The organism is Stutzerimonas kunmingensis (assembly GCF_014764705.1).
Taxonomy (GTDB): domain Bacteria; phylum Pseudomonadota; class Gammaproteobacteria; order Pseudomonadales; family Pseudomonadaceae; genus Stutzerimonas.
Genome location: NZ_JACXXG010000010.1, coordinates 59,377 through 81,337 on the forward strand (window position 1 = coordinate 59,377; position 21,961 = coordinate 81,337).

At 63.4% G+C, this 21,961-nt stretch carries 19 protein-coding genes; 10 read left to right on the forward strand and 9 right to left on the reverse strand.

Going from position 1 to position 21,961, the window contains the following annotated elements; genetic code table 11:
- Positions 1-69 precede the first annotated feature (69 nt).
- Positions 70-456: a response regulator gene (locus tag IEG05_RS10330; protein WP_014822179.1), complete on the reverse strand. Its 387-nt coding sequence runs from the start codon at positions 454-456 to the stop codon at positions 70-72.
- Positions 457-502: 46 nt separating this feature from the next.
- Positions 503-3,466, reverse strand: a complete 2,964-nt coding sequence (locus tag IEG05_RS10335) for a PAS domain S-box protein (RefSeq protein ID WP_046618204.1) — start codon at positions 3,464-3,466, stop codon at positions 503-505.
- Between the two features lie 316 nt (positions 3,467-3,782).
- Here IEG05_RS10335 and desA point away from each other — a divergent pair, with 316 nt between their 5' ends.
- Both desA and IEG05_RS10345 read left to right on the forward strand, forming a co-directional pair.
- Positions 3,783-4,973: a delta-9 fatty acid desaturase DesA gene (gene desA, locus IEG05_RS10340; RefSeq protein ID WP_046618203.1), complete on the forward strand. Its 1,191-nt coding sequence runs from the start codon at positions 3,783-3,785 to the stop codon at positions 4,971-4,973.
- A 124-nt stretch (positions 4,974-5,097) separates the two neighbouring features.
- Positions 5,098-6,096 (forward strand): GGDEF domain-containing protein, encoded by a 999-nt coding sequence (locus IEG05_RS10345; protein WP_041015512.1) that lies wholly within the window; start codon positions 5,098-5,100, stop codon positions 6,094-6,096.
- Positions 6,097-6,140: 44 nt separating this feature from the next.
- Here IEG05_RS10345 and IEG05_RS10350 read toward each other — a convergent pair whose 3' ends face one another.
- The 7 genes from IEG05_RS10350 to IEG05_RS10380 all read right to left on the reverse strand — a co-directional run bounded on the left by IEG05_RS10350 (position 6,141) and on the right by IEG05_RS10380 (position 12,337).
- Complete coding sequence (locus IEG05_RS10350) at positions 6,141-6,521, reverse strand: hypothetical protein (RefSeq protein WP_046618202.1); 381 nt, start codon at positions 6,519-6,521, stop codon at positions 6,141-6,143.
- An 80-nt stretch (positions 6,522-6,601) separates the two neighbouring features.
- Entirely contained in the window at positions 6,602-7,201 is a 600-nt protein-coding gene (locus IEG05_RS10355; RefSeq protein ID WP_046618201.1) for a hypothetical protein, read from the reverse strand.
- A 115-nt stretch (positions 7,202-7,316) separates the two neighbouring features.
- Positions 7,317-7,994, reverse strand: a complete 678-nt coding sequence (locus tag IEG05_RS10360) for a hypothetical protein (protein WP_046618200.1) — start codon at positions 7,992-7,994, stop codon at positions 7,317-7,319.
- A gap of 49 nt (positions 7,995-8,043) precedes the next feature.
- Positions 8,044-9,159 (reverse strand): agmatine deiminase, encoded by a 1,116-nt coding sequence (gene aguA / locus IEG05_RS10365; RefSeq protein WP_046618199.1) that lies wholly within the window; start codon positions 9,157-9,159, stop codon positions 8,044-8,046.
- 65 nt (positions 9,160-9,224) lie between these two features.
- Positions 9,225-10,106 (reverse strand): N-carbamoylputrescine amidase, encoded by an 882-nt coding sequence (aguB, locus tag IEG05_RS10370; protein ID WP_046618198.1) that lies wholly within the window; start codon positions 10,104-10,106, stop codon positions 9,225-9,227.
- 132 nt (positions 10,107-10,238) lie between these two features.
- A complete protein-coding gene (locus IEG05_RS10375; protein WP_041015507.1) occupies positions 10,239-10,889 on the reverse strand; it encodes a TetR/AcrR family transcriptional regulator in 651 nt (216 codons plus the stop codon).
- A 74-nt stretch (positions 10,890-10,963) separates the two neighbouring features.
- Positions 10,964-12,337, reverse strand: a complete 1,374-nt coding sequence (locus IEG05_RS10380; RefSeq protein WP_014822170.1) for a glutamine synthetase family protein — start codon at positions 12,335-12,337, stop codon at positions 10,964-10,966.
- Between the two features lie 240 nt (positions 12,338-12,577).
- Between IEG05_RS10380 and IEG05_RS10385 the strand changes: the two genes are divergently transcribed.
- The 8 genes from IEG05_RS10385 to IEG05_RS10420 all read left to right on the forward strand — a co-directional run bounded on the left by IEG05_RS10385 (position 12,578) and on the right by IEG05_RS10420 (position 21,952).
- Complete coding sequence (locus IEG05_RS10385) at positions 12,578-13,324, forward strand: gamma-glutamyl-gamma-aminobutyrate hydrolase family protein (protein WP_046618196.1); 747 nt, start codon at positions 12,578-12,580, stop codon at positions 13,322-13,324.
- A 42-nt stretch (positions 13,325-13,366) separates the two neighbouring features.
- Complete coding sequence (locus tag IEG05_RS10390) at positions 13,367-14,725, forward strand: glutamine synthetase family protein (RefSeq protein WP_046618195.1); 1,359 nt, start codon at positions 13,367-13,369, stop codon at positions 14,723-14,725.
- Between the two features lie 86 nt (positions 14,726-14,811).
- Entirely contained in the window at positions 14,812-16,170 is a 1,359-nt protein-coding gene (locus IEG05_RS10395) for an aspartate aminotransferase family protein (protein WP_014822167.1), read from the forward strand.
- Positions 16,171-16,386: 216 nt separating this feature from the next.
- Positions 16,387-17,484 (forward strand): polyamine ABC transporter substrate-binding protein, encoded by a 1,098-nt coding sequence (locus IEG05_RS10400; RefSeq protein ID WP_046618193.1) that lies wholly within the window; start codon positions 16,387-16,389, stop codon positions 17,482-17,484.
- 207 nt (positions 17,485-17,691) lie between these two features.
- Entirely contained in the window at positions 17,692-18,777 is a 1,086-nt protein-coding gene (locus tag IEG05_RS10405) for a polyamine ABC transporter substrate-binding protein (RefSeq protein WP_023445772.1), read from the forward strand.
- A 151-nt stretch (positions 18,778-18,928) separates the two neighbouring features.
- Entirely contained in the window at positions 18,929-20,080 is a 1,152-nt protein-coding gene (gene potA / locus IEG05_RS10410; RefSeq protein WP_023445773.1) for a polyamine ABC transporter ATP-binding protein, read from the forward strand.
- Entirely contained in the window at positions 20,077-20,973 is an 897-nt protein-coding gene (locus tag IEG05_RS10415) for an ABC transporter permease subunit (protein ID WP_046618192.1), read from the forward strand. Before potA ends, IEG05_RS10415 begins: the two co-directional genes overlap by 4 nt.
- Positions 20,974-21,049: 76 nt before the next feature.
- On the forward strand, positions 21,050-21,952 hold the full coding sequence (locus tag IEG05_RS10420) for an ABC transporter permease subunit (RefSeq protein ID WP_046618190.1): 903 nt from the start codon (positions 21,050-21,052) through the stop codon (positions 21,950-21,952).
- The last annotated feature ends 9 nt before the right edge of the window (positions 21,953-21,961 follow it).

Here is a 21,961-nt window from a genome sequence, read left to right on the forward strand (position 1 = left end):
CGCCTTGCTGGTTCGGTGGGGGGCGTCCGGTCGGCAGCGTTTCACGACCGGGGGATTAAGCAGTTCTGCCTAGTATCGGCCACTCAGCCAGATGCTGCGAATCTGCTCGGCCAGCTGCATCGGGTCGAACGGCTTGACGATCACGTCGCGCGCGCCCAGCTTGCGCAGGTGCTCGATCTCGCTCGGCTGCACCTTGGCGGTCATGAATGTTACCGGAATCCGTTCCAGGTCGATGCGCTCGCGCAATCTGAGCAGCGTCTGCGGGCCGTCCATGCCCGGCATCATCACGTCCAGCAGGATGAAGTCGGGGGCGAAGGCTTCGACTTCCTCCAGCGCCTGTGCGCCAGAGGAGCAGGACAGCACCTCGTATCCGCCAACGGCCTCCAGGGCCAGTTTGGTCACCGCCTGAATCGACGGATCGTCTTCAACGTGCAGGATGCGCCTTAGCTCGGCCATTGTGCCTCCGGGGGTCGTTTGCGTGCGCGTCCGCTTAACGGAAGCATCAGAATCGATCTTGCGCCAGCGGCGCGACTGGTAATTCGCACCAGAAACAGGCGCCTTCGCCAGGCTCGGAATCGAAACCGATCCGGCCGTGCATGTGTTCGATCAGTTCCTTGCTGATGGCCAGGCCCAGGCCGGTGCCTTCCTTCTGGCGGCTGTCGGAGGAATCGGCCTGGGAGAATTTCTGGAAGATTCGTGTGTGGAATTCAGGGGCGATGCCCGGTCCCTGATCGCGTACCGAGATTCGCACCCAGTCATCGCGTCGCTCGCTGCCGAGCGTAACGGTGCCACCCTGCGGCGAGAATTTGACCGCATTGGAGATGAGATTGGCCAGTACCTGCTGCAACCGGTCGTCGTCTGCCATCAGCTGCACGTCCGGCGCGGGCAGCAGCTCCAGCGTGACGCCATGCTTGCTGGCGTAGCCCTGATTGGCGGCGATTGCCTGTTGCAGCTGCGTCGGCAGCGCATGCGCGCGCAGGTCGAGGGTCATCTTGCCGGCGACCAGCTTGTCCATGTCCAGCAGGTCGTCCACCAGGCGCCCCAGGCGCAGACTGTTCTGGTGGGCGATGCTGATCATCTGGCCCATGTTTGGCGAGGGTTCGCCCAAGGCACCGCCGACGATCAGGCCGAGGGCACCGGAGATCGAGGTCAGTGGCGTACGCAGCTCGTGGCTGACGATGGACACCAGTTCGCTCTTCATCCGCTCGATGCGCTTGCGTTCGGTGATGTCGCGCACCAGGCCGATGAATCGGCGCTCGCCGTGATGGTTGATCTGCGACACGCGCAACTCGATGGTGAAGGTTTCGCCGGTACGGCGCAGGGCGGTGAGTTCGCGGTTTTGTTCCAGCGCGCGAGGAATGCCGCGTCTTTCGTAGGTCTCCAGATAGCCGTCGTGGGCGGAGCGGTCCGGTTCGGGCATGAGCATCGACAGGTTGCGGCCGATGACCTCCGCGGCGCTGTAGCCGAAGATCTGTTCGGCGGCATGGTTGAAGGTTTCGATGATGCCGCGGGCGTCGATGATGATGATGGCGTCGATCACGTTGTCGATCAGCATGCTCAGGTAGCGCTCGCGCTCCTGCATCTCTTCCTTGGCCAGCGCCTGGTCGGTGACATCCCAGATGAAACCGTCGCACCAGCCGACCGGGTCGTCACGCTCGTGCAGGACGCGGGCTTTTTCCCGCACGTAGACGGTGCGGCCTTCGGCATTGGTGAGTCGGTAGATGCCCTCGAAGGTGTCCTGCTCGGCGTGCTGCCGGGCCAGCTCGAGGTCGTCTGGGTGGATCAGGCTGGCGTAGCTGCGCACGCGGTCGCCGACGAAATCGCTGGCCGGGTAGCCGGTCAGGCGTTCGATGCCGTCGCTCAGGTAGCTCATGCGCCGGCGGCCGTCGTTGCGGCAGCGGTAGACCACGCCCGGGAGGTTGCCGACCATGGCGCGGTAACGGCTCTCGCTCTTCTGCAGCGCGCGGGTGGCTTCCATCAGTTCGGTGATCTCGGTGACGAAGCCGTGCCAGAGCACGGTGCCGTCAGGACGTCGCTCGGCGGTGGCACGTCCCTCGGCCCAGAGCAGACCGCGTTGCGGATGCTGGATGCGGAACTCCACCGAGCCGGTTGTCGACCCAGCTGCCACACGCAGCAGCGCGGCTTTCAGGCGTGGCAGGTCCTGCGGGTGAACGTGCACCAGGGCCTGGGAAGCATCTTCCAGTAGCCGCTGCGGGTCGATGCCGTAGAGGTCGCGTGCGCCCTCGCTGGCATAGAGAAAGGCATAGCGGCCGTTGGCGAAGCGCTTGAGCTGGAAAACCACACCGGGCAGCAGGCTGGCGATCTTCTGTGCGCGGTCGAGCAGGCGCTGGCGGCGTCGGCCCTGCTGTTGCTGGCTGAACTGATGCTGCAGCTGCGCGCCGATGCGCCGTTGCAGCAGTACCGCCAGGGTCAACAGCAGCGCCTCGGCGATCAGCCAGGCCAGACTCCATTTGATCAGCAGCCGGCGCTCGGCCTGTTGGTGCTCCTGCTGCATCGCGGTGATGTCGCGCCAGACCAGCGCCGCTGCCAGCAGCGGCGCCGATGGCTGGGCCCGACGGTCGCTGTGCAGGGGAATCTGATTGAGCATATAGGTGCGGCCGTCGGCACTCAGCAGGCGCAAGGCCAGGCCGCTCTCCGGCTCGGGCAGCATGCTCTGCTGCGCCCAGTGCAGAATCTGTGTCGCCGAATGTTCGATCAGCAGCCAGCCGCCGTCGCTGCGCAGTTGCACGCCGCTGGGGGCTTCCACGTCTGCCGCCTGCAGTGCCTGGCGATTGACCACCAGCGCCAGTCCGGCAGCCAGCTGATCGCCCAGCTCGGGCAATTCCGGCAGCACGTTGTAGCCGACTTCCAGGGCGCCGATGATCTCGCCGGACTCGCTGTCGGTGGCACGCAAAGGAACGATGGCGCGACTGCTGGCGCCGAGCGCATTGACCTCCATGCCGTACTGCATGCTGCCTTCGCTCATCGCGCGGCGCAGCATCGGGCGCTGCGCCGCCATTGCGTCACCGAAGCGCTCCGGTTGCTGCATGCGCAGCAGGGCGACCCCAGCGTCGCTCCAGAAGATCTGCAACTGCAACGCGCCGTGGCGTTGCATGGCGCTCCAGGCCGGGCTCAACGCGGCGCGCAGACGCTGACGTGCCAGCTCGATACGTGCATCGTCCATGGCCCGGCCATCACGTAGCGCCGTATCGATCTGGCGTACCTGGCGCAGCACTTCGGCATTGCCGGCCAGCGCCGTGGCGACCATGTCAGCCTGCCGCCGCTGATTGAGCTGCGCGCTCTGCAGTGCCAGGCTCTGCAGTTCGCCGTGGGTGTCGATTTCCAGGTGCCAGGCGGCATCGCGCGCGCGGTAGTCATTGAATGCCAGGCTACCGAACAGCAGCACGAGCAGCAGGCTGCCGAGCGTGAAGATCCAGTGGGGTGTGGTGATGCCGGCGTTCGTCATCGGCGGGCCGGCCAGAGGCGCGAGGTGCTGCGCTCGACGTACGACGTTTGCATGAGCCGCAACTTTCCAAGGCAAAAAAGAAACAATGATAGCTCTATGCCAGTACGGCCGATAGCGTCTTTCGGGAATGCACGTCAGCATGGCGCCACGTACCGAAGCGTAGCGATTGCAGCCGAATCTGGCTAAAAAATCACCAGCTTTTAGACGGTCGGTCGGGCTGTTTCCTAGACTCGCCGACGCCTGGTGTTAGGCTGAAGGCAGGTGGACGCCAGCGGACGTCGCTGGTGCACCGTTCTGCAAGAGGCACCCCGTTATCATGTGGCACACCGGTTTACTCGACCTGTCGGTCTGGCAACTCATCGCGACCACGCTGCTGCTGACTCACGTCACCATCGTCAGCGTCACGGTCTACCTGCACCGTTACTCGGCGCACCGCTCGCTGGAGCTGAATCCGGCACTCAAGCATTTCTTCCGCTTCTGGCTGTGGCTGACCACGGCAATGAACACCCGCGAGTGGACTGCCATCCATCGCAAGCACCACGCCAAATGCGAGACCCCCGATGACCCGCACAGCCCAGTGCACAAGGGTCTGAGCACGGTGCTGCGCAAGGGCGCCGAGCTGTACATGGAGGAGGCGAAGAACGAGGAAACCCTGCGCATCTATGGCAAGAACTGCCCGGACGACTGGATCGAGCGCAACCTCTATTCGCGTTTCCCCAATACCGGCATCGTGCTGATGCTGCTGATCGACCTGGCGCTGTTCGGTGTGCTCGGCCTCACCGTGTGGGCCGTGCAGATGATCTGGATTCCGTTCTGGGCCGCCGGCGTGGTCAACGGTCTCGGTCACGCGGTCGGTTATCGCAACTTCGAATGCCGTGATGCGGCGACCAACCTCGTGCCCTGGGGCATCCTCATCGGCGGCGAGGAGCTGCACAACAACCACCATACCTATCCGAACTCGGCCAAGCTGTCGGTGCGCAAATGGGAGTTCGACATGGGCTGGGCCTGGATTCGCCTGTTCAGCCTGCTGCGGCTGGCCAAGGTCAACCGTACCGCGCCGATCGCCCACCGCATCGAGGGCAAGCAGCAGCTGGACATGGACAGCGCCATGGCGATCCTCAACAACCGTTTCCAGATCATGGCGCAGTACCGAAAGCTGGTCATCGTGCCGCTGGTGCGCCAGGAACTTGGCCGCGCCGACGCCACGCTGCGTCATCAACTGCGCCGGGCCAAGCGTCTGCTGGCGCGGGAGCCGAGTCTGCTGCAGCAGGAGCAGCAGGCGCACATCGACGACATGCTGGCGCAGAGCCAGTCGCTCAAGGTGATCTACGAGAAGCGTCTGGCGCTGCAGCAGATCTGGACGCGAACCAGCTCGAACGGCCACGAAATGCTGGCGGCGATCAAGCAGTGGGTGCACGAAGCGGAAGCCAGCGGCATCCAGTCGCTGCGCGAATTCGCCGAGCATCTGCGGACCTATTCCCTGCGCCCGCCGGTCGCCATCGCCTGACCTTCCATCGGCTCAAGCACAAGGCCTGCAGCCGGCCGGAACTTTGCTTCTGGCCGGCTCTCTGAACAGCATTCTCAACATGCAGTACCGTCGCAATCGCGACGGTCGTTTCAGGAAGAAGGCTATGCGGCTGGCGAGTAATCAGGGTGATTCGGGTATGGGCATGCTACCGGGCGGCGATGCGCAGACATTGCTGGCGCTGATGCATGCGCGCGCGGAGGCTGCCCGCCTGGGCGAGCGCGAGCAACTGTTCAGCACCCTGCTGGGCGGCGTCAACGCCGTGCTCTGGGCGTTCGACTGGCAGGCGCAGCGGATGATCTACGTCAGCCCGGCCTACGAGCGCATCTTTGGTCGCTCGCCGGCCCTGCTGCTGGCCGATTACGGCGAGTGGCGCAATGCGATCTATCCGGATGACGTCGAGTTTGCGCAGAAGAGCATGCTCGCCGTGCTCGACGAGGGCGCGGTGGAAACCCGCGAGTACCGCATCATCCGTGGAGACGGGCAGTTGCGCTGGTTGAGCGACAAGTGTTTCCTCGGCCGCCGCGCCGATCGTGGCCAGGGCCCGATCATTGTGGGTATCGCCGAAGACATCACCGAGAAGAAGCAGCTCGAAGGCGAACTGCAGCGTCTGGCCACTACCGATGTGCTGACCCAGAGCAGCAACCGCCGGCACTTCTTCGAATGCGCCCGCGGCGAGTTCGAGCGGGCGCGGCAGTTTGCTTCCTCGCTGGCGTTTCTGCTGCTGGATATCGATGACTTCAAGCGCATCAACGACACCCACGGCCACCAGATGGGCGATCAGGTGCTGCAGAAGGTGGCCCGCTGCGGCGCCGCCGTGCTGCGCCAGAGCGACCTGTTCGGGCGCATCGGCGGTGAGGAATTCGCCGCGGTACTGCCAGGCTGTCAGCCGGATCTGGCCGAACAGATCGCCGAACGCCTGCAGCGCGAGATCGAACGGGTGGTGTTTACCGCCGACAACGGCGAGCGTTTCCGCGTCACCGCCAGCCTGGGCCTGACCTACCTGAAAGCCAGCGATCCCGAGCTGAGCAGCGTGTTCGCCCGCGCCGACGCGGCGATGTACACCGCCAAGCGCCTAGGCAAGAACCAGGTGATCGTCGGCTAATTGCGGCGGGCTGGCCGGGCTGGCTTGCCCGGCGCGCTCTGTCGTCACTGGCCAAGCTGCTGCCCGAAGCTCTCCATCTGCTGCTTGAACTCGGTGCATTTCGCCTGACGCTCGGACGCGGGGACATCCTTCCACTTTGCCTCGCTCTCCTTGACGCCGTCGGCAAAGGCCGTATCGAAAGCTGCCGGGTCCATCCCGGCGCGGGTCGCCTGGGTTTTTTGCTGCTCTCTATGCTCGGCAAGTTTCTCGTCGGTGTAGTCGTCGCAGACTTTAGCTGTCACATGCATGGCGCCGCCAAACTTGGCCAGCTGCGCGTGCATGTTGGTCATCATCTGTTGATCCGACTCCTGCGCCTGAGTGATCGAGCTGATCAGCGTGAACGCTGCGGCGAGTGCCAGGGATGGCAGGTGGATGGCTGAAGACATGATTGCTCCTATGATCAGTACTTGTTTTTTTGGTGCGTGGCGAGGCCTCAGTGGTTTCGGCCTGTTGGTTGTGATTCGACTCAGCGAAGCATTCGGTGAATGGCGATGGCTGCCTCGATCGCCTGGTCGTTGGTGATGTACTCCATGCTCTCCACTTTCTGCAGGGCGATACCGGCAGCCGTCGCGGTGACGGTGACCCGGCCGACGACCACCTGAGGGCCGATGATCCCCAGCTGAGCGCTGGGGTCCATACGCTTGCTGACATCTACCACGAAGCCGCCGATATCCTCGGCGCGGGCGTCGTCATGGACCATGCCCATTTTGCGAAGCATCTGTTCGTCCGAGGGTGTTTCGTCGACAGAGATGCCGATGGAAAGACCGCCACCTTTGACTTGCTGGGAGATATCCGCGTTCTGCATTTCCCGGGAAAGCCAGGAGCAGCTGATGCCATAGACGGTCACATTGTCGTAACGGCCACCATCGTCCTGATCCACGAGGGCCAGACCATCCAGAAGCGGCGTGAGTCGTGCCGCGATCCGTTCACACTTGGGCAGCTGCTCCAGCGTCGGAGCGGCATTAGCGGCCTTGGGAATGGATGCTGAGCCCTCTTCTTCGCTGCAGCCACTGGCTGCGAGAGCGAGCGACAGCAGCACGAACTGGACTGAAAGGGGGATCGACAAGAGGTGTTTCCTGACGGGCGCTGGGATGTGTGACCGCACCAACGGTCAAGCGAACCCCAAATGTAGACCAGATCGACAGGGCTTCAAGTCAGCGGGGGCCTGCCGGGCTCTGGCATCAGCGCGACTTGCGGTATACGTCGTCGAAGCGCACGTTGAGCCCGCCGCAGTGGCTGTTATCGGTCACCACCAGATTGCCGGCGACATGCTGCAGGGTCACCTGGCAGTCGTACTCGTCATCGCCTTCGCTGATCTTCAGCAGGTCGTCGGAGGGACGACCATGGCCGGAGAATGCCCCGACATGAACGATTGGCTCTCCGTAGCTGTTGAGGCCGCCTTGCCACATGGCCTCGCCTTCAACGGCGAAGGGTTCGTCGGGGGAGGGCTGGGTAATGAGGATGCTGTTGCTACCCGCGATGGGGTGCCAGCGGCCGATCCAGTCGCCGGCCGTGGGTACCGGCGTAGCGTGGTCGGTACGGACGTGGTGCGCGGGCAGCCAGCCGACGAACTCGCGCTTGCTGGAGAAATACCAGGCGCAGGCCCAGCCATCCGTCTCCTTGCCGACCAGCAGCTTGTCACCATTCACCAGATAGGCGCGTCGGATGCAGGATTCCTGCTCCGGGCAGCCAACCGCGTCATCGCGAAAATGCACGGGTTGATCTGCATTGGCTACAACCTCCGCATGCCTTACCGCGCCGGCGAAGGCCGGAAAGAATCCATTGCGGCAGGAATACGGCTCGATGGCCTGCGCTGATGGCGCCAGTAGCATGCATAGCAGGAAGGCTCTGATTCGCACGGTGCGCAGTCTCCTCATTACAGCCATGTTGACCCGCCCAGGGGATCAACTACATGGCTGATCGGTTCAGCGGTGCCGGCTGCTGCTGGGTGATGCAGTGGATGTTGCCGCCGCCGAGGAGGATCTCGCGGCCAGGCACCATGACGACCCGGTGCTCCGGGAATACCTGCGCCAGGATGCGCTCGGCTTCGGCGTCCAGCGGGTCGCCGAAGGCTGGGGCGATGATGCCGCCGTTGACGATGAGGAAGTTCACGTAGCTGCCGGCCAGGCGTATCGACGGGTCGCGCGGCTGGCTGCCGTCCAGCGCGAGCACCCCGGCGCATTCTTCGGCAGTCGCATGCAGCGGGCCGGGAATCGGCATCTTGTGCACCGTCAGCGTGCGGCCCTTGGCGTCGCGAACGCTCTGCAGCACGGCCATGGCCGCCTGACAGCGCTCGAAGTTGGGGTCGTTCGCATCGTCGGTCCAGGCCAGCAGTACTTCGCCCGGGCGCACGAAGCAGCAGAAGTTGTCGACGTGGCCGTCGGTTTCATCGTTGAACAGGCCGTGCGGCAGCCAGATGATGCTGTCCACTGCCAGCTGTTCCCGCAGCACGCTCTCGATCTGCTCGCGGGACAGATGCGGGTTGCGATTGCGATTGAGCAGGCATTCCTCGGTGGTGATCAGCGTGCCCTCGCCGTCGACGTGGATCGAGCCGCCCTCGAGCACGAAGCCCTCGGTGCGGTAGCGGTCGCAGTATTCGAGTTCGAGGATCTTACGCGCCACTTCGTCGTCGCGCTGCCAGTCGGCATAGAGGCCGCCGTCTTCACCGCCCCAGGCATTGAACGTCCAGTCGACGCCGCGCAGGCCGCCTTGGTCGTCGATGACGAAGGTCGGCCCGGTATCGCGCACCCAGGCGTCGTCGGTGCTCAGTTCCACCACGCGGATGCGCGGATCGTCCAGTGCCGCGCGGGCTGCGAGGTACTGCTCGGCGCTGGCGCAGACGGTAACCGGCTCGAAGTGTGCAATGGCCTTGGCGACAGCGGTGAACGCGGCCTGCGCGGGCGCGCCGTTGTCACGCCAGTTGTCCGGGCGTTGCGGCCAGACCATCCAGGTCTGGCTGTGCGGTGCCCATTCGGCGGGCATGAAGTAGCCATCGGTACGCGGCGTGGTGGTCAGGGTGGTCATCTGCATCTCTCATGAAGCGGAAAAGGACAGGCCTTTCCCGTGGTTCGTAGCGGCGGGCGCGCGGCTCACTCTGAAGGCTGCGAGCCGTCCAAGGTCCGGATCGAGCCGTAGAGATTCGGCCGGCGATCGCGGAACACGCCCCAGGCGCTGCGGATGTGTTCGAGCTGGTCGAGATCGAACTGGTGCACCAGCACGCCCTCGCTGGTTTCGTCCATTTCCTCGACCTTGGCCCCGAACTGGTCGGCGATGAATGACGAGCCGTAGAAGGTGATGTCGTAGCCGTCCTGCTCTTCGCGGCCGATGCGGTTGCTGGCGATCAGCGGCATCAGGTTGGCGCCGGCATGGCCCTGCTGCACGCGCTGCCAGTGGTCGCGCGAGGTGATGTTCGGGTCGTGCGGCTCGCTGCCGATGGCGGTCGGGTAGAACAGCAGTTCTGCGCCCATCAGCGCCATGCTGCGCGCGGTTTCGGGGAACCACTGATCCCAGCAGATGGCCACGCCGATCTTGGCGTAGCGGGTGTTCCACACCTTGAAGCCGGTGTCGCCCGGGTTGAAGTAGTACTTCTCGTGGTAGCCGGGGCCATCCGGAATGTGGCTTTTACGGTAGACGCCGAGCAGCTTGCCGTCGGCATCGATGATGGCGATGGAATTGAAGCGGGCGCGTCCGGCCAGCTCGAAGAAGCTGATCGGCAGCACCACCTGCAGTTCGGCAGCGACCTTCTGGAAATGCTGGATGGCCGGGTTTTCCTCGACCGGCGTCGCCAGCTGCAGGTACTCGGCATTGGGCTTCTGGCAAAAGTAGGGCGTCTCGAACAGCTCCTGAATGAGGATGATCTGCGCGCCCTTGGTGGCGGCCTCGCGCACCAGCTTGTCGGCATTGGCGATGTTGGCCTGGCTATCCCAGGAACAGGCCATCTGGGTGGCGGCAACGGTAACGACTCGGGACATGGAAACCTCGCGGCTGCAGTTGAAAGGGCGACGGCTATCGAAAGCGCAAATTTATTCGATAGTTATCTGGATTGATAGGGGGCTGAACGCCGATGGCAAAGAAAGGGCTGACCGTTTATCGATATTTATCGGTCAGTGGTTCGGTGTTTCCCGCTTCGGCAGGCATGGCGGCAGATACAGGCCGAGATAGGCATCGAATACACGCAGGCCTTCCTCGGCCATGCGTGGCGTCAGGCTGCCGTACAGCTGTATCGATCGAGCATAGACGCGGTCGCCGAGTTCCACGGCCATGGCGAACACATCGATGTCCTGCGGCAGAGGCGGCAGGGCGAAATGTCGCTCGAACACGGCCTGCATCGCCTGGCCGAGTTCCAGGTCCAGGCGCTGATCGGTCTGCGTTACCTCGCCGAGGCCGTGCTGCACGAGGATCAGCTGGCGGGCGGCGCTGTCCTGTTCGTAGACCCCGAGCATGCGCTGTTCGATCAGTCGCGACAGGTCGCGCCAGCTGCTCAGGCTCTGGTGATCGATGGGCTGCTCGAGGCTGTCCCTGAACGTCGCGTGCACATCGGCGGTGAGCGCCGCGAGCAATGCCGGCACGCCGGAGAAGAAGTGGTAGACGGAAGAGGGCGGAATGCCGGCGCGCTCCGCCACCGCGTACACCGATAGCGTCGCGGCACCCTGCTCGGCGAGCAGTTCACGGGCGCTGGAGAGAATCTGGCGGATGCGCGCCTGGCTGCTGGCGCGCGGGCGGCGACTGGGCGTCGCGGGGCTGGGCTTGGTCATCGGCCTATTTGAAGCCAGCACGGCGGCGGATGCAAACCGCCGTGGCGGTCGCCCCGCTGCACACGGGCCTGCGGCTAGACGGTATGCAGATACCAGTTGTACTCGAGGTCCGAGATCGAGTGTTCGAACTCGGCCAGTTCGCTTTCCTTGCAGGCGACGAAGATGTCGATGTAGTCCGGGCTGATGTAGCGCGCCATGATCTCGCTGTCGTCCAGCTCGCGCAGGGCGTCGCGCAGGTTGGTCGGCAGGCTCTGCTCGACTTGCTCGTAGGAGTTGCCCTCGATGGGGTCGTCCGGCTCGATCTTGTTGGTCAGGCCGTGGTGCACCCCGGCGAGGATGCCGGCGAGCAGCAAGTAGGGGTTGGCGTCGGCGCCGGCGACCCGATGTTCCACACGCACGGCGTCGGGGCTGTCGGTCGGCACGCGCAGCGCCACGGTGCGGTTGTCCATGCCCCAGCACGGCGCATTGGGCACGTAGAACTGGGCGCCGAAACGGCGATAGGAATTCACGTTGGGGCAGAGGAAGGCCATCGAGGCCGCCATGGTCTGCTGCAGGCCGCCGATGGCGTGACGCAGCGGCTCGCTGTCCAGCGGATTCTCTGTGGCGAATATGTTGTTGCCATTCTTGTCGAGCAGCGAGATGTGCACGTGCAGCCCGTTGCCGGCCTGGCCCGGATAGGGCTTGGCCATGAAGGTGGTGTCCATCTCGTGGTCGTAGGCGATGTTCTTGATCAGGCGCTTGAGCAGCACCGCGTAATCGCACGCCTTGATCGGATCGGCGACGTGATGCAGGTTGACCTCGAACTGCGCCGGGGCGCTTTCCTTGACGATGGCGTCGGCCGGAATGCCCTGTTCCTTGGCGCCTTCGAGAATGTCCTGCAGGCAATCGACGTACTCGTCGAGATCGTCGATCAGATAGACTTGGGTCGAGTGCGGGCGCTTGCCGGAGATCGGCGAGCGCGGTGGCTGCGGCCGGCCGTTGATGTTCTCCTGATCGATCAGATAGAACTCGAGCTCGAAGGCGGCGCAGATGGTCAGGCCCAGCTCGTCGAACTTGCTCACCACCTGGCGCAAGACCTCGCGCGGGTCGGCGAAGAAGGGGTCGCCGTCGCGCTCGTGCATGGTCATCAGCAGCTGCGCAGTGGGACGCTTCTGCCAGGGTTCCTTGCACAGCGTGTTGGGGATCGGGAAACAGGTGCGGTCGGAGTCGCCGATATCCATGCCAAGGCCGGTGCTTTCAACGGTGATTCCGTTGATGTCGAGGGCGAACAGCGAAGCGGGGAGGTTGATGCCCTTTTCGTAGACCTTGTGCAGGCTGGCGCGCTCGATGCGCTTGCCGCGCACGACTCCATTCATGTCGGTGATCAGCAGATCGACGTACTGAACCTCCGGATGTTCCTTGAGAAATGCGTTAGCTTCGTTGAGCTGAACGGCACGCGGCGGGGCCATGATGAATTACCTTAATTGTTAAAAATTTCAATCATCAGATGCTTGTCTGGGAGTCAATCGAAAAGCCTGTTCACTGTCAATAGTAGCCCGCCAGCGCCCCATGAGTGCCCACAATGGGCCTTTTTTGGGGCATCTCCGGTGCGCTGAATCCATCGCGCACCGGGCTAATGCTCGGGCTATTGTCTATAAAAATGAACAAGACTACTCTCCGGTATGCCCCATTCGAACAACGAGTATCCCATGCCTCGCAAGCCTCTGATCGGCGTTTCGGCCTGTACCAAGCAGATCGGACATCACGGTTTCCACATCGCCGGTGACAAGTACCTGCGTGCCGCGGCGATTGCCGGTGTGCCGCTGGTGATTCCGGCGCTGGATGAGCTGATCGACCCGGCGGCCCTGCTGGAGACCTTCGATGGCCTGCTGTTCACCGGCTCGCCGTCGAACGTCGAGCCACATCACTATGGCGGCCCGGCGAGCGAGACGGGCACCCATCACGATCCGCTGCGCGACCGTCTCACTCTGCCGCTGATTCGCGCGGCTGTCGAGGCGGGCATCCCGGTGTTCGGCATCTGCCGTGGGTTTCAGGAAATGAACGTGGCCTTTGGCGGCAGCCTGCACCAGAAGGTTCACGAAGCCGGCCCGTATCAGGACCACCGCGAACGTCCGGACGATCCATTGGAGGTGCAGTATGGACTCAGCCATCCGCTGCACGTGCAGCCGGGCGGGCTACTCGAGCGGCTGGGCCTGCCGGCGCAGATCCAGGTCAACTCGGTGCATGGCCAGGGCGTCGAGCGGCTTGGAGCCGGTCTGCGCATCGAGGCGCTGGCGCCGGACGGACTGATCGAGGCGTTCTCTGTCGAGCAGGCGCGCAGCTTCGCCCTCGGCGTGCAGTGGCACCCGGAGTGGAAGGTTCACGAGCATCCGCATTATCTGACGCTGTTTCGCGGCTTCGCCGAAGCCTGCGAGGCGCGCGCCCGACAACGCTGACGGCCGACCCAGGCGGCCCTCCCCAGCAACCCCGAGGTCAACATGAGTATCCAACTCGACCAGCTCACCGGCTGGCTGAAAGAACACAAGATCACCGAAGTGGAATGCCTGATCAGCGACCTGACCGGGATCGCCCGCGGCAAGATTTCACCAACCAACAAGTTCCTCGGCGAGAAAGGCATGCGCTTGCCGGAAAGCGTGTTGCTGCAGACCGTTACCGGCGATTACGTCGAGGACGATATCTACTACGAGCTGCTCGATCCAGCCGACATCGACATGTTCTGCCGCCCTGACCCGAACGCCGTATTTCTCGTGCCCTGGGCCATCGAGCCCACCGCCCAGGTGATCCACGACACCTACGACAAGATGGGCAATCCCATCGAACTGTCGCCGCGCAACATCTTGAAGCGCGTGTTGAAGATGTACGCCGACCGTGGCTGGCAGCCCATCGTCGCGCCGGAGATGGAGTTCTACCTGACCAAGCGCTGTGAGGACCCGGACCTGCCGTTCCAGCCGCCGATCGGCCGCTCAGGCCGCCAAGAAACCGGCCGCCAGTCGTTCTCCATCGACGCCGCCAACGAGTTCGATCCGCTGTTCGAGGACATGTACGACTGGTGCGAAGCGCAGGGCCTGGATCTGGACACCCTGATCCACGAGGAAGGCACCGCGCAGATGGAGATCAACTTCCGTCACGGCGAAGCACTGCACCTGGCCGACCAGATCCTGGTGTTCAAGCGCACCATGCGCGAGGCGGCGCTCAAGCACAACGTTGCCGCCACCTTCATGGCCAAGCCGATGACCGGCGAGCCAGGCAGCGCGATGCACCTGCACCAGAGCGTCATCGACCTCAAGACCGGGCGCAACATCTTCTCCAGTGAAGACGGCTCCATGAGCCAGCTGTTCCTGCACCACGTCGGCGGCCTGCAGAAGTACATCCCCGAGCTGCTGCCGATGTTCGCGCCGAACGTCAATTCGTTCCGCCGCTTCCTGCCCGACACCTCGGCGCCGGTAAACGTCGAGTGGGGTGAGGAGAACCGCACCGTGGGCCTGCGCGTGCCGGACTCCGACCCGCAGAACCGCCGCGTCGAGAACCGCCTCGCGGGCGCCGACGCCAACCCCTACCTGGCCATCGCCGCGAGCCTCCTGTCCGGCTATATCGGTATGGTCGAGCAGCTGCCACCGAGCCAACCGGTCAAGGGCCGTGGCTATGAACGGCGCAACCTGCGCCTGCCGCTGACCCTGGAAGCAGCGCTGGAGAGGATGGAAACCTGTCGCGAGCTGGAGAAATACCTGAGCCCGAAATTCATAACCGGCTACGTCGCGGTCAAGCGCGCCGAGCAGGAGAACTACCACCGCGTGATCAGCTCTTGGGAGCGGGAATTCCTGATGCTGTCGGTGTAGGGCCGCTTCCGCCGGAGCCGGTCGTAGGGTGGATGACGCTTTTCTCGTCCACCGAACATGCACGAACTTTTATCGAGAGGTGACTGATGAGCGATTCGCAAACCCTGCACTGGCAAGCGCTGAGCCGCGACCATCATCTGCCGCCGTTCACCGATTACAAGGCGCTGAACGCCAAAGGCACGCGCATCATCACCAAGGCGTCAGGCGTCTATCTGTGGGACAGCGAAGGCCACAAGATCCTCGACGCCATGGCCGGGCTCTGGTGCGTCAACCTGGGCTATGGCCGCGAGGAGCTGGTCGAGGCCGCGACCAGGCAGATGCGCGAGCTGCCGTACTACAACCTGTTCTTCCAGACCGCTCACCCGCCGGCCGTGGCGCTGGCCAAGGCGATTGCCGACATCGCGCCGGCCGGGATGAACCACGTGTTCTTCACCGGCTCCGGCTCGGAGGCCAACGACACCGTGCTGCGCATGGTGCGCCATTACTGGGCGATCAAGGGCCAGCCGGCGAAGAAGGTGGTCATCGGCCGCTGGAATGGCTATCACGGCTCGACCATCGCCGGCGCCAGCCTCGGTGGCATGAAGGCCATGCACGAGCAGGGCGACGGCCCGATCCCCGGCATCGAGCATATCGACCAGCCCTACTGGTTCGGCGAGGGCGGCGACATGAGCCCGGAAGAGTTCGGCGTGCGCATCGCCGACCAGCTGGAGCAGAAGATCCTCGAGGTCGGCGAGGACAAGGTCGCCGCCTTCATCGCCGAACCGATCCAGGGCGCCGGCGGCGTGATCATCCCACCCGAGAGCTACTGGCCGCGGGTCAAGGAAATCCTTGCGCGCTACGACATCCTCTTCATCGCCGACGAGGTCATCTGCGGCTTCGGCCGTACCGGTGAGTGGTTCGGTAGCGACTACTACGGCCTCGAGCCGGACCTGATGCCGATCGCCAAGGGCCTGACCTCAGGCTACATCCCCATGGGCGGCGTGGTGGTGCGCGACGAAGTGGTGCACACGCTAAACGAAGGCGGCGAGTTCTATCACGGCTTCACCTACTCGGGACACCCGGTGGCCGCCGCGGTGGCACTGGAAAACATCCGCATCCTGCGCGAGGAGAAGATCGTCGAGCGTGTGAAAACGAAGACGGCACCCTATTTGCAGTCTCGCTGGCAGGAGCTGCTCGAGCATCCGCTGGTAGGCGAGGCGCGTGGCGTCGGCCTGCTCGGCGCGCTCGAGTTAGTGAAGAACAAGAAGACCCGCGAACGCTTTGCCGATCCCGGCGTGGGCATGCTCTGTCGCGAGCACTGCTTCCGCAACGGCCTGGTGATGCGTGCGGTTGGCGACACCATGATCATCTCGCCGCCGCTGGTGATCAGCGAAGAGCAGATCGACGAGCTGGTCGGCAAGGTGCGGTTGTGCCTCGATGCCACGGCCAAGGATGCGCTGGGTTGAGCCGGGCGGCAGCCCGCGCCAGCTGAGCTAAGGTTGTCGTTTGCACCGCTGTGCGTTCGGCTTGTTGAAAAGTGGGTCCTGACCTTGCCAGACTGCGCGCGTGCTGGAGGCCAGATCGGCCGAGGGTGTGTCGATGCCGCCACACCGCCAGGCCGCCGCGTGTTCATGGCCTGTTCCACTGCCCCGACATTAATGATGACAACAGGAGCTGCACGGATGAATCCCTTCGCCAAGACACTACTTGCCATGACGCTGGCCGGCACCGTTGCCGGGGCTGCGCAGGCCCAGGAAAAGGTTCTGCACGTCTACAACTGGTCCGACTACATCGCCGAAGACACCCTAGAGAACTTCACCAAGGAAACCGGCATCAAGGTCGTCTACGACGTCTTCGACAGCAACGAAGTGCTGGAAGCCAAGCTGCTGGCTGGCAGCTCCGGGTATGACGTGGTGGTGCCATCCAACCCCTTCCTGGCCAAGCAGATCAAGGCCGGCGTGTTCCAGAAGCTGGACAAGTCCAAGCTGCCGAACTGGGAAAATCTCGACAAGGACCTGCTCAAGGCGCTGGATCCGAGTGATCCGGGCAACCAGTATTCGATTCCCTACATGTGGGGCACCATTGGCATCGGCTACAACGTCGACAAGGTCAAGGCCGTGTTGGGTGACAACGCGCCGGTGGATTCCTGGGACCTGGTGTTCAAGCCGGAAAACATCGAGAAGCTGAAGTCCTGCGGCGTTTCCTTCCTCGATTCGCCGACCGAAATCCTGCCCGCCGCCCTGCATTATCTGGGCTACGCCCCGGACAGCGGCAAGGCCGACGAGCTGAAGAAGGCCGAAGAGCTGTTCATGCAGATCCGTCCGCATGTGGCCTACTTCCACTCTTCCAAGTACATCTCCGACCTGGCCAATGGCGAGTCCTGCGTGGCGATCGGCTATTCGGGTGACATCTATCAGGCCAAGGCGCGCGCCGAGGAAGCCGGCAACGGCGTCAACGTCGGCTACAAGATTCCCAAGGAAGGTGCCGGCAGCTTCTTCGACATGCTGGCCGTACCGGCTGACGCGAAGAACGTCGACAGCGCCCATGCCTTCATCAACTACCTGATGAAGCCTGAAGTCATGGCGTCGATCACCGACTACGTGCAGTTCCCCAACGGTAACGCCGCGGCCACCCCGCTGGTGGACGAAGCGATTCGCACCGACCCGGGCATCTACCCGAGCCAGGACGTGCTGAAGAAGCTGTACACCTTCCCCGACCTCGATCCGAAAACCCAGCGCGCCATGACCCGCAGCTGGACCAAGATCAAGTCGGGCCGCTAATACGACCGATCCGTTGCCGGGCCGCATGGAGCATGCGTACCGGCACCGGAGCCCGGTTGAGCGCAGCTCGTCGCGTAGCCACGTTCCCTGTCTTTTGTGATGCACCGACATTTGCATCAAATCTGTTGATTTTCAGAGGTTTTTCCAATAAACAGCCCGCCTTTCCCGCCGGGATCACGCGCGGCCTGTAACAAGAGGACTCATCCCATGCGCTCGACACTCAAGTCGTTGATCGTCGCCGCCGCCGTAGCCGGTGCGGCCACCGCCCAGGCCGCCTCCGTGCATATCTACAACTGGTCGGATTACATCGGCGAAACGACGCTGGAGGAGTTCGAGAAGGAGACTGGCATCAAGCCCGTCTACGATGTCTTCGATTCCAACGAAACCCTTGAAGGCAAGCTGCTGGCCGGCCGTAGCGGCTACGACGTGGTGGTGCCTTCCAACCATTTTCTCGGCAAGCAGATTCGCGCCGGTGCCTTCCAGCCGCTGGACAAGAGCAAGCTGCCGAACTGGGAAAACATCGATCCGGCACTGCTCAAGCAGCTGCAGAAGAACGATCCCGACAATGCCCATGCGGCGCCCTATCTGTGGGGCACCAACGGCATCGGCTACAACGTCGAGAAGGTCAAGGCCGCACTGGGTGTCGACACGATCGACTCGTGGGCGGTGATCTTCGAACCGGAGAACGCCGAGAAGCTGGCCAGTTGCGGCATCGCCTTCCTCGATTCGGCCGATGAGATGATCCCGGCCATGCTCAATTACCTGGGGCTCGACCCCAACAGCGAGAACGCGGCGGACTATCAGAAGGCCGAGGAGAAGCTCCTGGCCGTGCGGCCGCATGTACGTTATTTCCACTCGTCCAAGTACATTTCCGATCTGGCCAATGGCAATATCTGCGTCGCCGCCGGGTTCTCCGGTGATGTGTTCCAGGCCGCCGCCCGCGCCGAGGAAGCCGGCAAGGGTGTCGAGATCGCCTATGCCATTCCCAAGGAGGGCGCGAACCTCTGGTTCGACATGCTCGCCATCCCCGCGGATGCCAGCAATGTCGAAGAAGCCCATGCCTTCATCAACTACCTGCTGCGCCCCGAGGTGATTGCCGCGGTGAGCGACTACGTCGGTTACGCCAACCCCAATCTCAAGGCGGGCGAGCTGATGGACCAGGAGGTGCGTGGCGATGCGTCGGTGTATCCGCCGCAGGAAGTGCTCGACCGGCTGTATGTCTCCGCTGAGCTGCCGCCGAAGATTCAACGTCTTTCGACCCGCTCCTGGACCAAGGTGAAATCCGGCAAGTGAATTCCATGGTCTGTTCCCGTTTCGTCTGCGGCATTGCCGGTGACGAATCGGAACCGGCCGATCGGGAGCATGTCAGGCGACGCGCTCTCTGCAACGACCATTAGATCCCCGGCCCAGGCCGGCCAACCTTTTTCATTTCGGGAGTTCGCGCATGGCCGTTGCCTCCAGCGCCTACAAGAAAGCCCTCAGTGGCGAAAGCAAGAACAAGCAGGTGCTGCTGAAGATCGACCGCGTCACCAAGAAGTTCGACGAAACGGTGGCGGTCGATGATGTCTCGCTGAGCATCCATCAGGGCGAAATCTTCGCCCTGCTCGGTGGCTCGGGTTCGGGCAAGTCGACCTTGCTGCGCATGCTCGCCGGCTTCGAGCGGCCCACCGAGGGGCGCATCTTCCTCGATGGCCAGGACATCACCGACATGCCGCCCTACGAGCGGCCGATCAACATGATGTTCCAGTCCTACGCCCTGTTCCCGCACATGACGGTGGAGCAGAACATCGCCTTCGGCCTGAAGCAGGATGGCCTGCCGAAACAGGAAGTCGAGGCGCGGGTGAAGGAGATGCTCGGCCTGGTGCAGATGACCCAGTACGCCAAACGCAAGCCGCATCAGCTGTCGGGCGGGCAGCGCCAGCGCGTCGCCCTGGCGCGTTCGCTGGCCAAGCGGCCGAAGCTGCTGCTGCTCGATGAGCCCATGGGCGCGCTGGACAAGAAACTGCGCTCGCAGATGCAGCTTGAGTTGGTGCAGATCATCGAGCGCGTCGGCGTGACCTGCGTGATGGTGACCCACGACCAGGAAGAGGCCATGACCATGGCCGAACGCATCGCCATCATGCATCTGGGCTGGATCGCCCAGGTCGGCAGCCCGATGGACATCTACGAGACCCCGGCGAGCCGCCTGGTTTGCGAGTTCATCGGCAACGTCAACCTGTTCGACGGCGAGCTGATCGAGGACATGGGCGACCACGCCGTCATCGCCAGCCCAGGCCTTGAGAACCCGATCTACGTCGGCCACGGCATCAGTACCCGCGCGCAGGACAAACAGATCACCTACGCGATCCGCCCGGAAAAGCTGCTGATCGGCACCGAACTGCCGGAACTGGAGCGCCCCGGCTACAACTGGGCCAAAGGCGTCGTGCACGACATCGCCTATCTTGGCGGCCACTCGGTGTACTACATCAAGCTGCCGTCCGGCGGTGTGCTGCAGGCCTTCATGGCCAACGCCGAACGTCACGTGAAGCTGCCGACCTGGGAGGAAGAGGTGTACGTGTACTGGTGGGATGACAGCGGCGTGGTGTTGCAGGCATGAAGCGCTCGCCCCTGAATACCGGGCGCCGACTGGTCATCAGCGTGCCCTTCCTGTGGCTGATGCTGTTCTTTCTGCTGCCCTTCGCCATCGTCCTGAAGATCAGCTTTGCCGAAGCGGATGTGGCCATTCCGCCGTACACCGACATCTTCGCCTACGCCGACCAGCAGCTGCAGGTGCTGATCAACCTGGGCAACTACATCTTCCTCAGCGAAGACGAACTGTATCTGGCGGCCTATCTGGGCTCGCTGAAGATTGCCTTATTCAGCACGCTGCTCTGCCTGCTGATCGGCTATCCGATGGCCTACGCCATTGCCCGTGCGCGCAAGGATCTGCAGACGGTTCTGCTGCTGCTGATCATGATGCCGACCTGGACCGCCATCTTGATTCGCGTCTACGCCTGGATGGGCATCCTCAGCAGCAACGGCATCCTCAACGGACTGTTGCAGGGTCTCGGCCTGATCGACGCGCCGCTGCAGATTCTGAACACCGATACGGCGGTGTATATCGGCGTGGTCTACTCATACCTTCCGTTCATGATCCTGCCGCTCTACGCCAACCTGGTGAAGCATGACCCGAGCCTGCTCGAGGCGGCTTCCGATCTCGGCGCGCGCAACCTCACCAGCTTCTGGAAGATCACCGTGCCGCTGTCGAAGAACGGCATCATCGCCGGCTGCATGCTGGTGTTCATTCCGGTGGTGGGTGAATTCGTCATCCCCGAGCTGCTCGGCGGTCCGGAGACGCTGATGATCGGCAAGGTGCTCTGGCAGGAATTCTTCAACAACCGTGACTGGCCGGTGGCCTCGGCGCTGGCGGTGGTGATGCTGGCGATCCTGCTGGTGCCGATCATCCTGTTCAACCGGAACCAGGCGAAAGAGCTGGAGGGCAAGCTATGACCTACCCAACTCGCTGTCTGTCCTGTTCAACCGGCTCTTCATTCACAAGCATGGCCAAGGAACTGGAGGGCAAGCTATGAAACGCTGGAGCTTTTCCAACCTGATCCTGGTGCTCGGGCTGCTGTTCATCTACCTGCCGATGGTCATCCTGGTCGTCTACTCGTTCAATGCCTCGCGGCTGGTGACGGTGTGGGGTGGCTGGTCGCTGAAATGGTACGCCGGCCTGCTCGACAACTCCCAGTTGATGGGCGCGGTAATGCGCTCGCTGGAAGTCGCGGCCTATACCGCGATTGCCGCGGTGGCTCTGGGCACGATGGCGGCTTTCGTCCTCACCCGTATCCCGGTGTTCCGCGGCCGTACGCTGTTCGGTGGCCTGGTCACCGCGCCGCTGGTGATGCCGGAAGTGATCACCGGTCTGTCCCTGCTGCTGCTGTTCGTCGCCATGGCGCAACTGATCGGCTGGCCGGCGCAACGCGGGCTGGTGACCATCTGGATCGCCCACACCACGTTCTGCTCGGCCTACGTCGCGGTAGTGGTGATGGCGCGCCTGCGCGAGCTGGACCTGTCCATCGAGGAAGCGGCGATGGACCTCGGAGCGCGGCCGTGGAAGGTGTTCTTCCTGATCACCATGCCGATGATCGCGCCCTCGCTGGCGGCCGGCGGCATGCTCTCCTTTGCCCTCTCGCTGGACGATCTGGTACTGGCCAGCTTCGTCTCCGGGCCGGGCTCGACCACCTTGCCGATGGAGATCTTTTCCGCCGTGCGCCTGGGCGTGAAGCCGGAGATCAACGCGGTGGCGAGTCTGATCCTGCTCAGCGTGTCGCTGGCTACCTTTCTCGCCTGGTACCTCAGCCGCCGTGCCGAGAAGCGCCGTATTCGCGCGATGCAGCAGGCGATGGATGAGACCGCTGGCAATCCCACCTGGCGTCAGGTGATCGACAGCCGCAAGGTGCTGGTGCCGCCCTCGGCGCATACCTGATGATGGTTT

Excerpts from the sequence above, each read along its gene's own strand:
- IEG05_RS10330 (WP_014822179.1), bottom strand. The coding sequence starts at position 456 with ATGGCCGAGCTAAGGCGCATCCTGCACGTTGAAGACGATCCGTCGATT.
- IEG05_RS10335 (WP_046618204.1), bottom strand. The coding sequence starts at position 3,466 with ATGACGAACGCCGGCATCACCACACCCCACTGGATCTTCACGCTCGGC.
- desA (WP_046618203.1), top strand. The coding sequence starts at position 3,783 with ATGTGGCACACCGGTTTACTCGACCTGTCGGTCTGGCAACTCATCGCG.
- IEG05_RS10345 (WP_041015512.1), top strand. The coding sequence starts at position 5,098 with ATGCGGCTGGCGAGTAATCAGGGTGATTCGGGTATGGGCATGCTACCG.
- IEG05_RS10350 (WP_046618202.1), bottom strand. The coding sequence starts at position 6,521 with ATGTCTTCAGCCATCCACCTGCCATCCCTGGCACTCGCCGCAGCGTTC.
- aguA (WP_046618199.1), bottom strand. The coding sequence starts at position 9,159 with ATGACCACCCTGACCACCACGCCGCGTACCGATGGCTACTTCATGCCC.
- aguB (WP_046618198.1), bottom strand. The coding sequence starts at position 10,106 with ATGTCCCGAGTCGTTACCGTTGCCGCCACCCAGATGGCCTGTTCCTGG.
- IEG05_RS10375 (WP_041015507.1), bottom strand. The coding sequence starts at position 10,889 with ATGACCAAGCCCAGCCCCGCGACGCCCAGTCGCCGCCCGCGCGCCAGC.
- IEG05_RS10380 (WP_014822170.1), bottom strand. The coding sequence starts at position 12,337 with ATGGCCCCGCCGCGTGCCGTTCAGCTCAACGAAGCTAACGCATTTCTC.
- IEG05_RS10385 (WP_046618196.1), top strand. The coding sequence starts at position 12,578 with ATGCCTCGCAAGCCTCTGATCGGCGTTTCGGCCTGTACCAAGCAGATC.
- IEG05_RS10390 (WP_046618195.1), top strand. The coding sequence starts at position 13,367 with ATGAGTATCCAACTCGACCAGCTCACCGGCTGGCTGAAAGAACACAAG.
- IEG05_RS10395 (WP_014822167.1), top strand. The coding sequence starts at position 14,812 with ATGAGCGATTCGCAAACCCTGCACTGGCAAGCGCTGAGCCGCGACCAT.
- IEG05_RS10400 (WP_046618193.1), top strand. The coding sequence starts at position 16,387 with ATGAATCCCTTCGCCAAGACACTACTTGCCATGACGCTGGCCGGCACC.
- IEG05_RS10405 (WP_023445772.1), top strand. The coding sequence starts at position 17,692 with ATGCGCTCGACACTCAAGTCGTTGATCGTCGCCGCCGCCGTAGCCGGT.
- potA (WP_023445773.1), top strand. The coding sequence starts at position 18,929 with ATGGCCGTTGCCTCCAGCGCCTACAAGAAAGCCCTCAGTGGCGAAAGC.
- IEG05_RS10415 (WP_046618192.1), top strand. The coding sequence starts at position 20,077 with ATGAAGCGCTCGCCCCTGAATACCGGGCGCCGACTGGTCATCAGCGTG.
- IEG05_RS10420 (WP_046618190.1), top strand. The coding sequence starts at position 21,050 with ATGAAACGCTGGAGCTTTTCCAACCTGATCCTGGTGCTCGGGCTGCTG.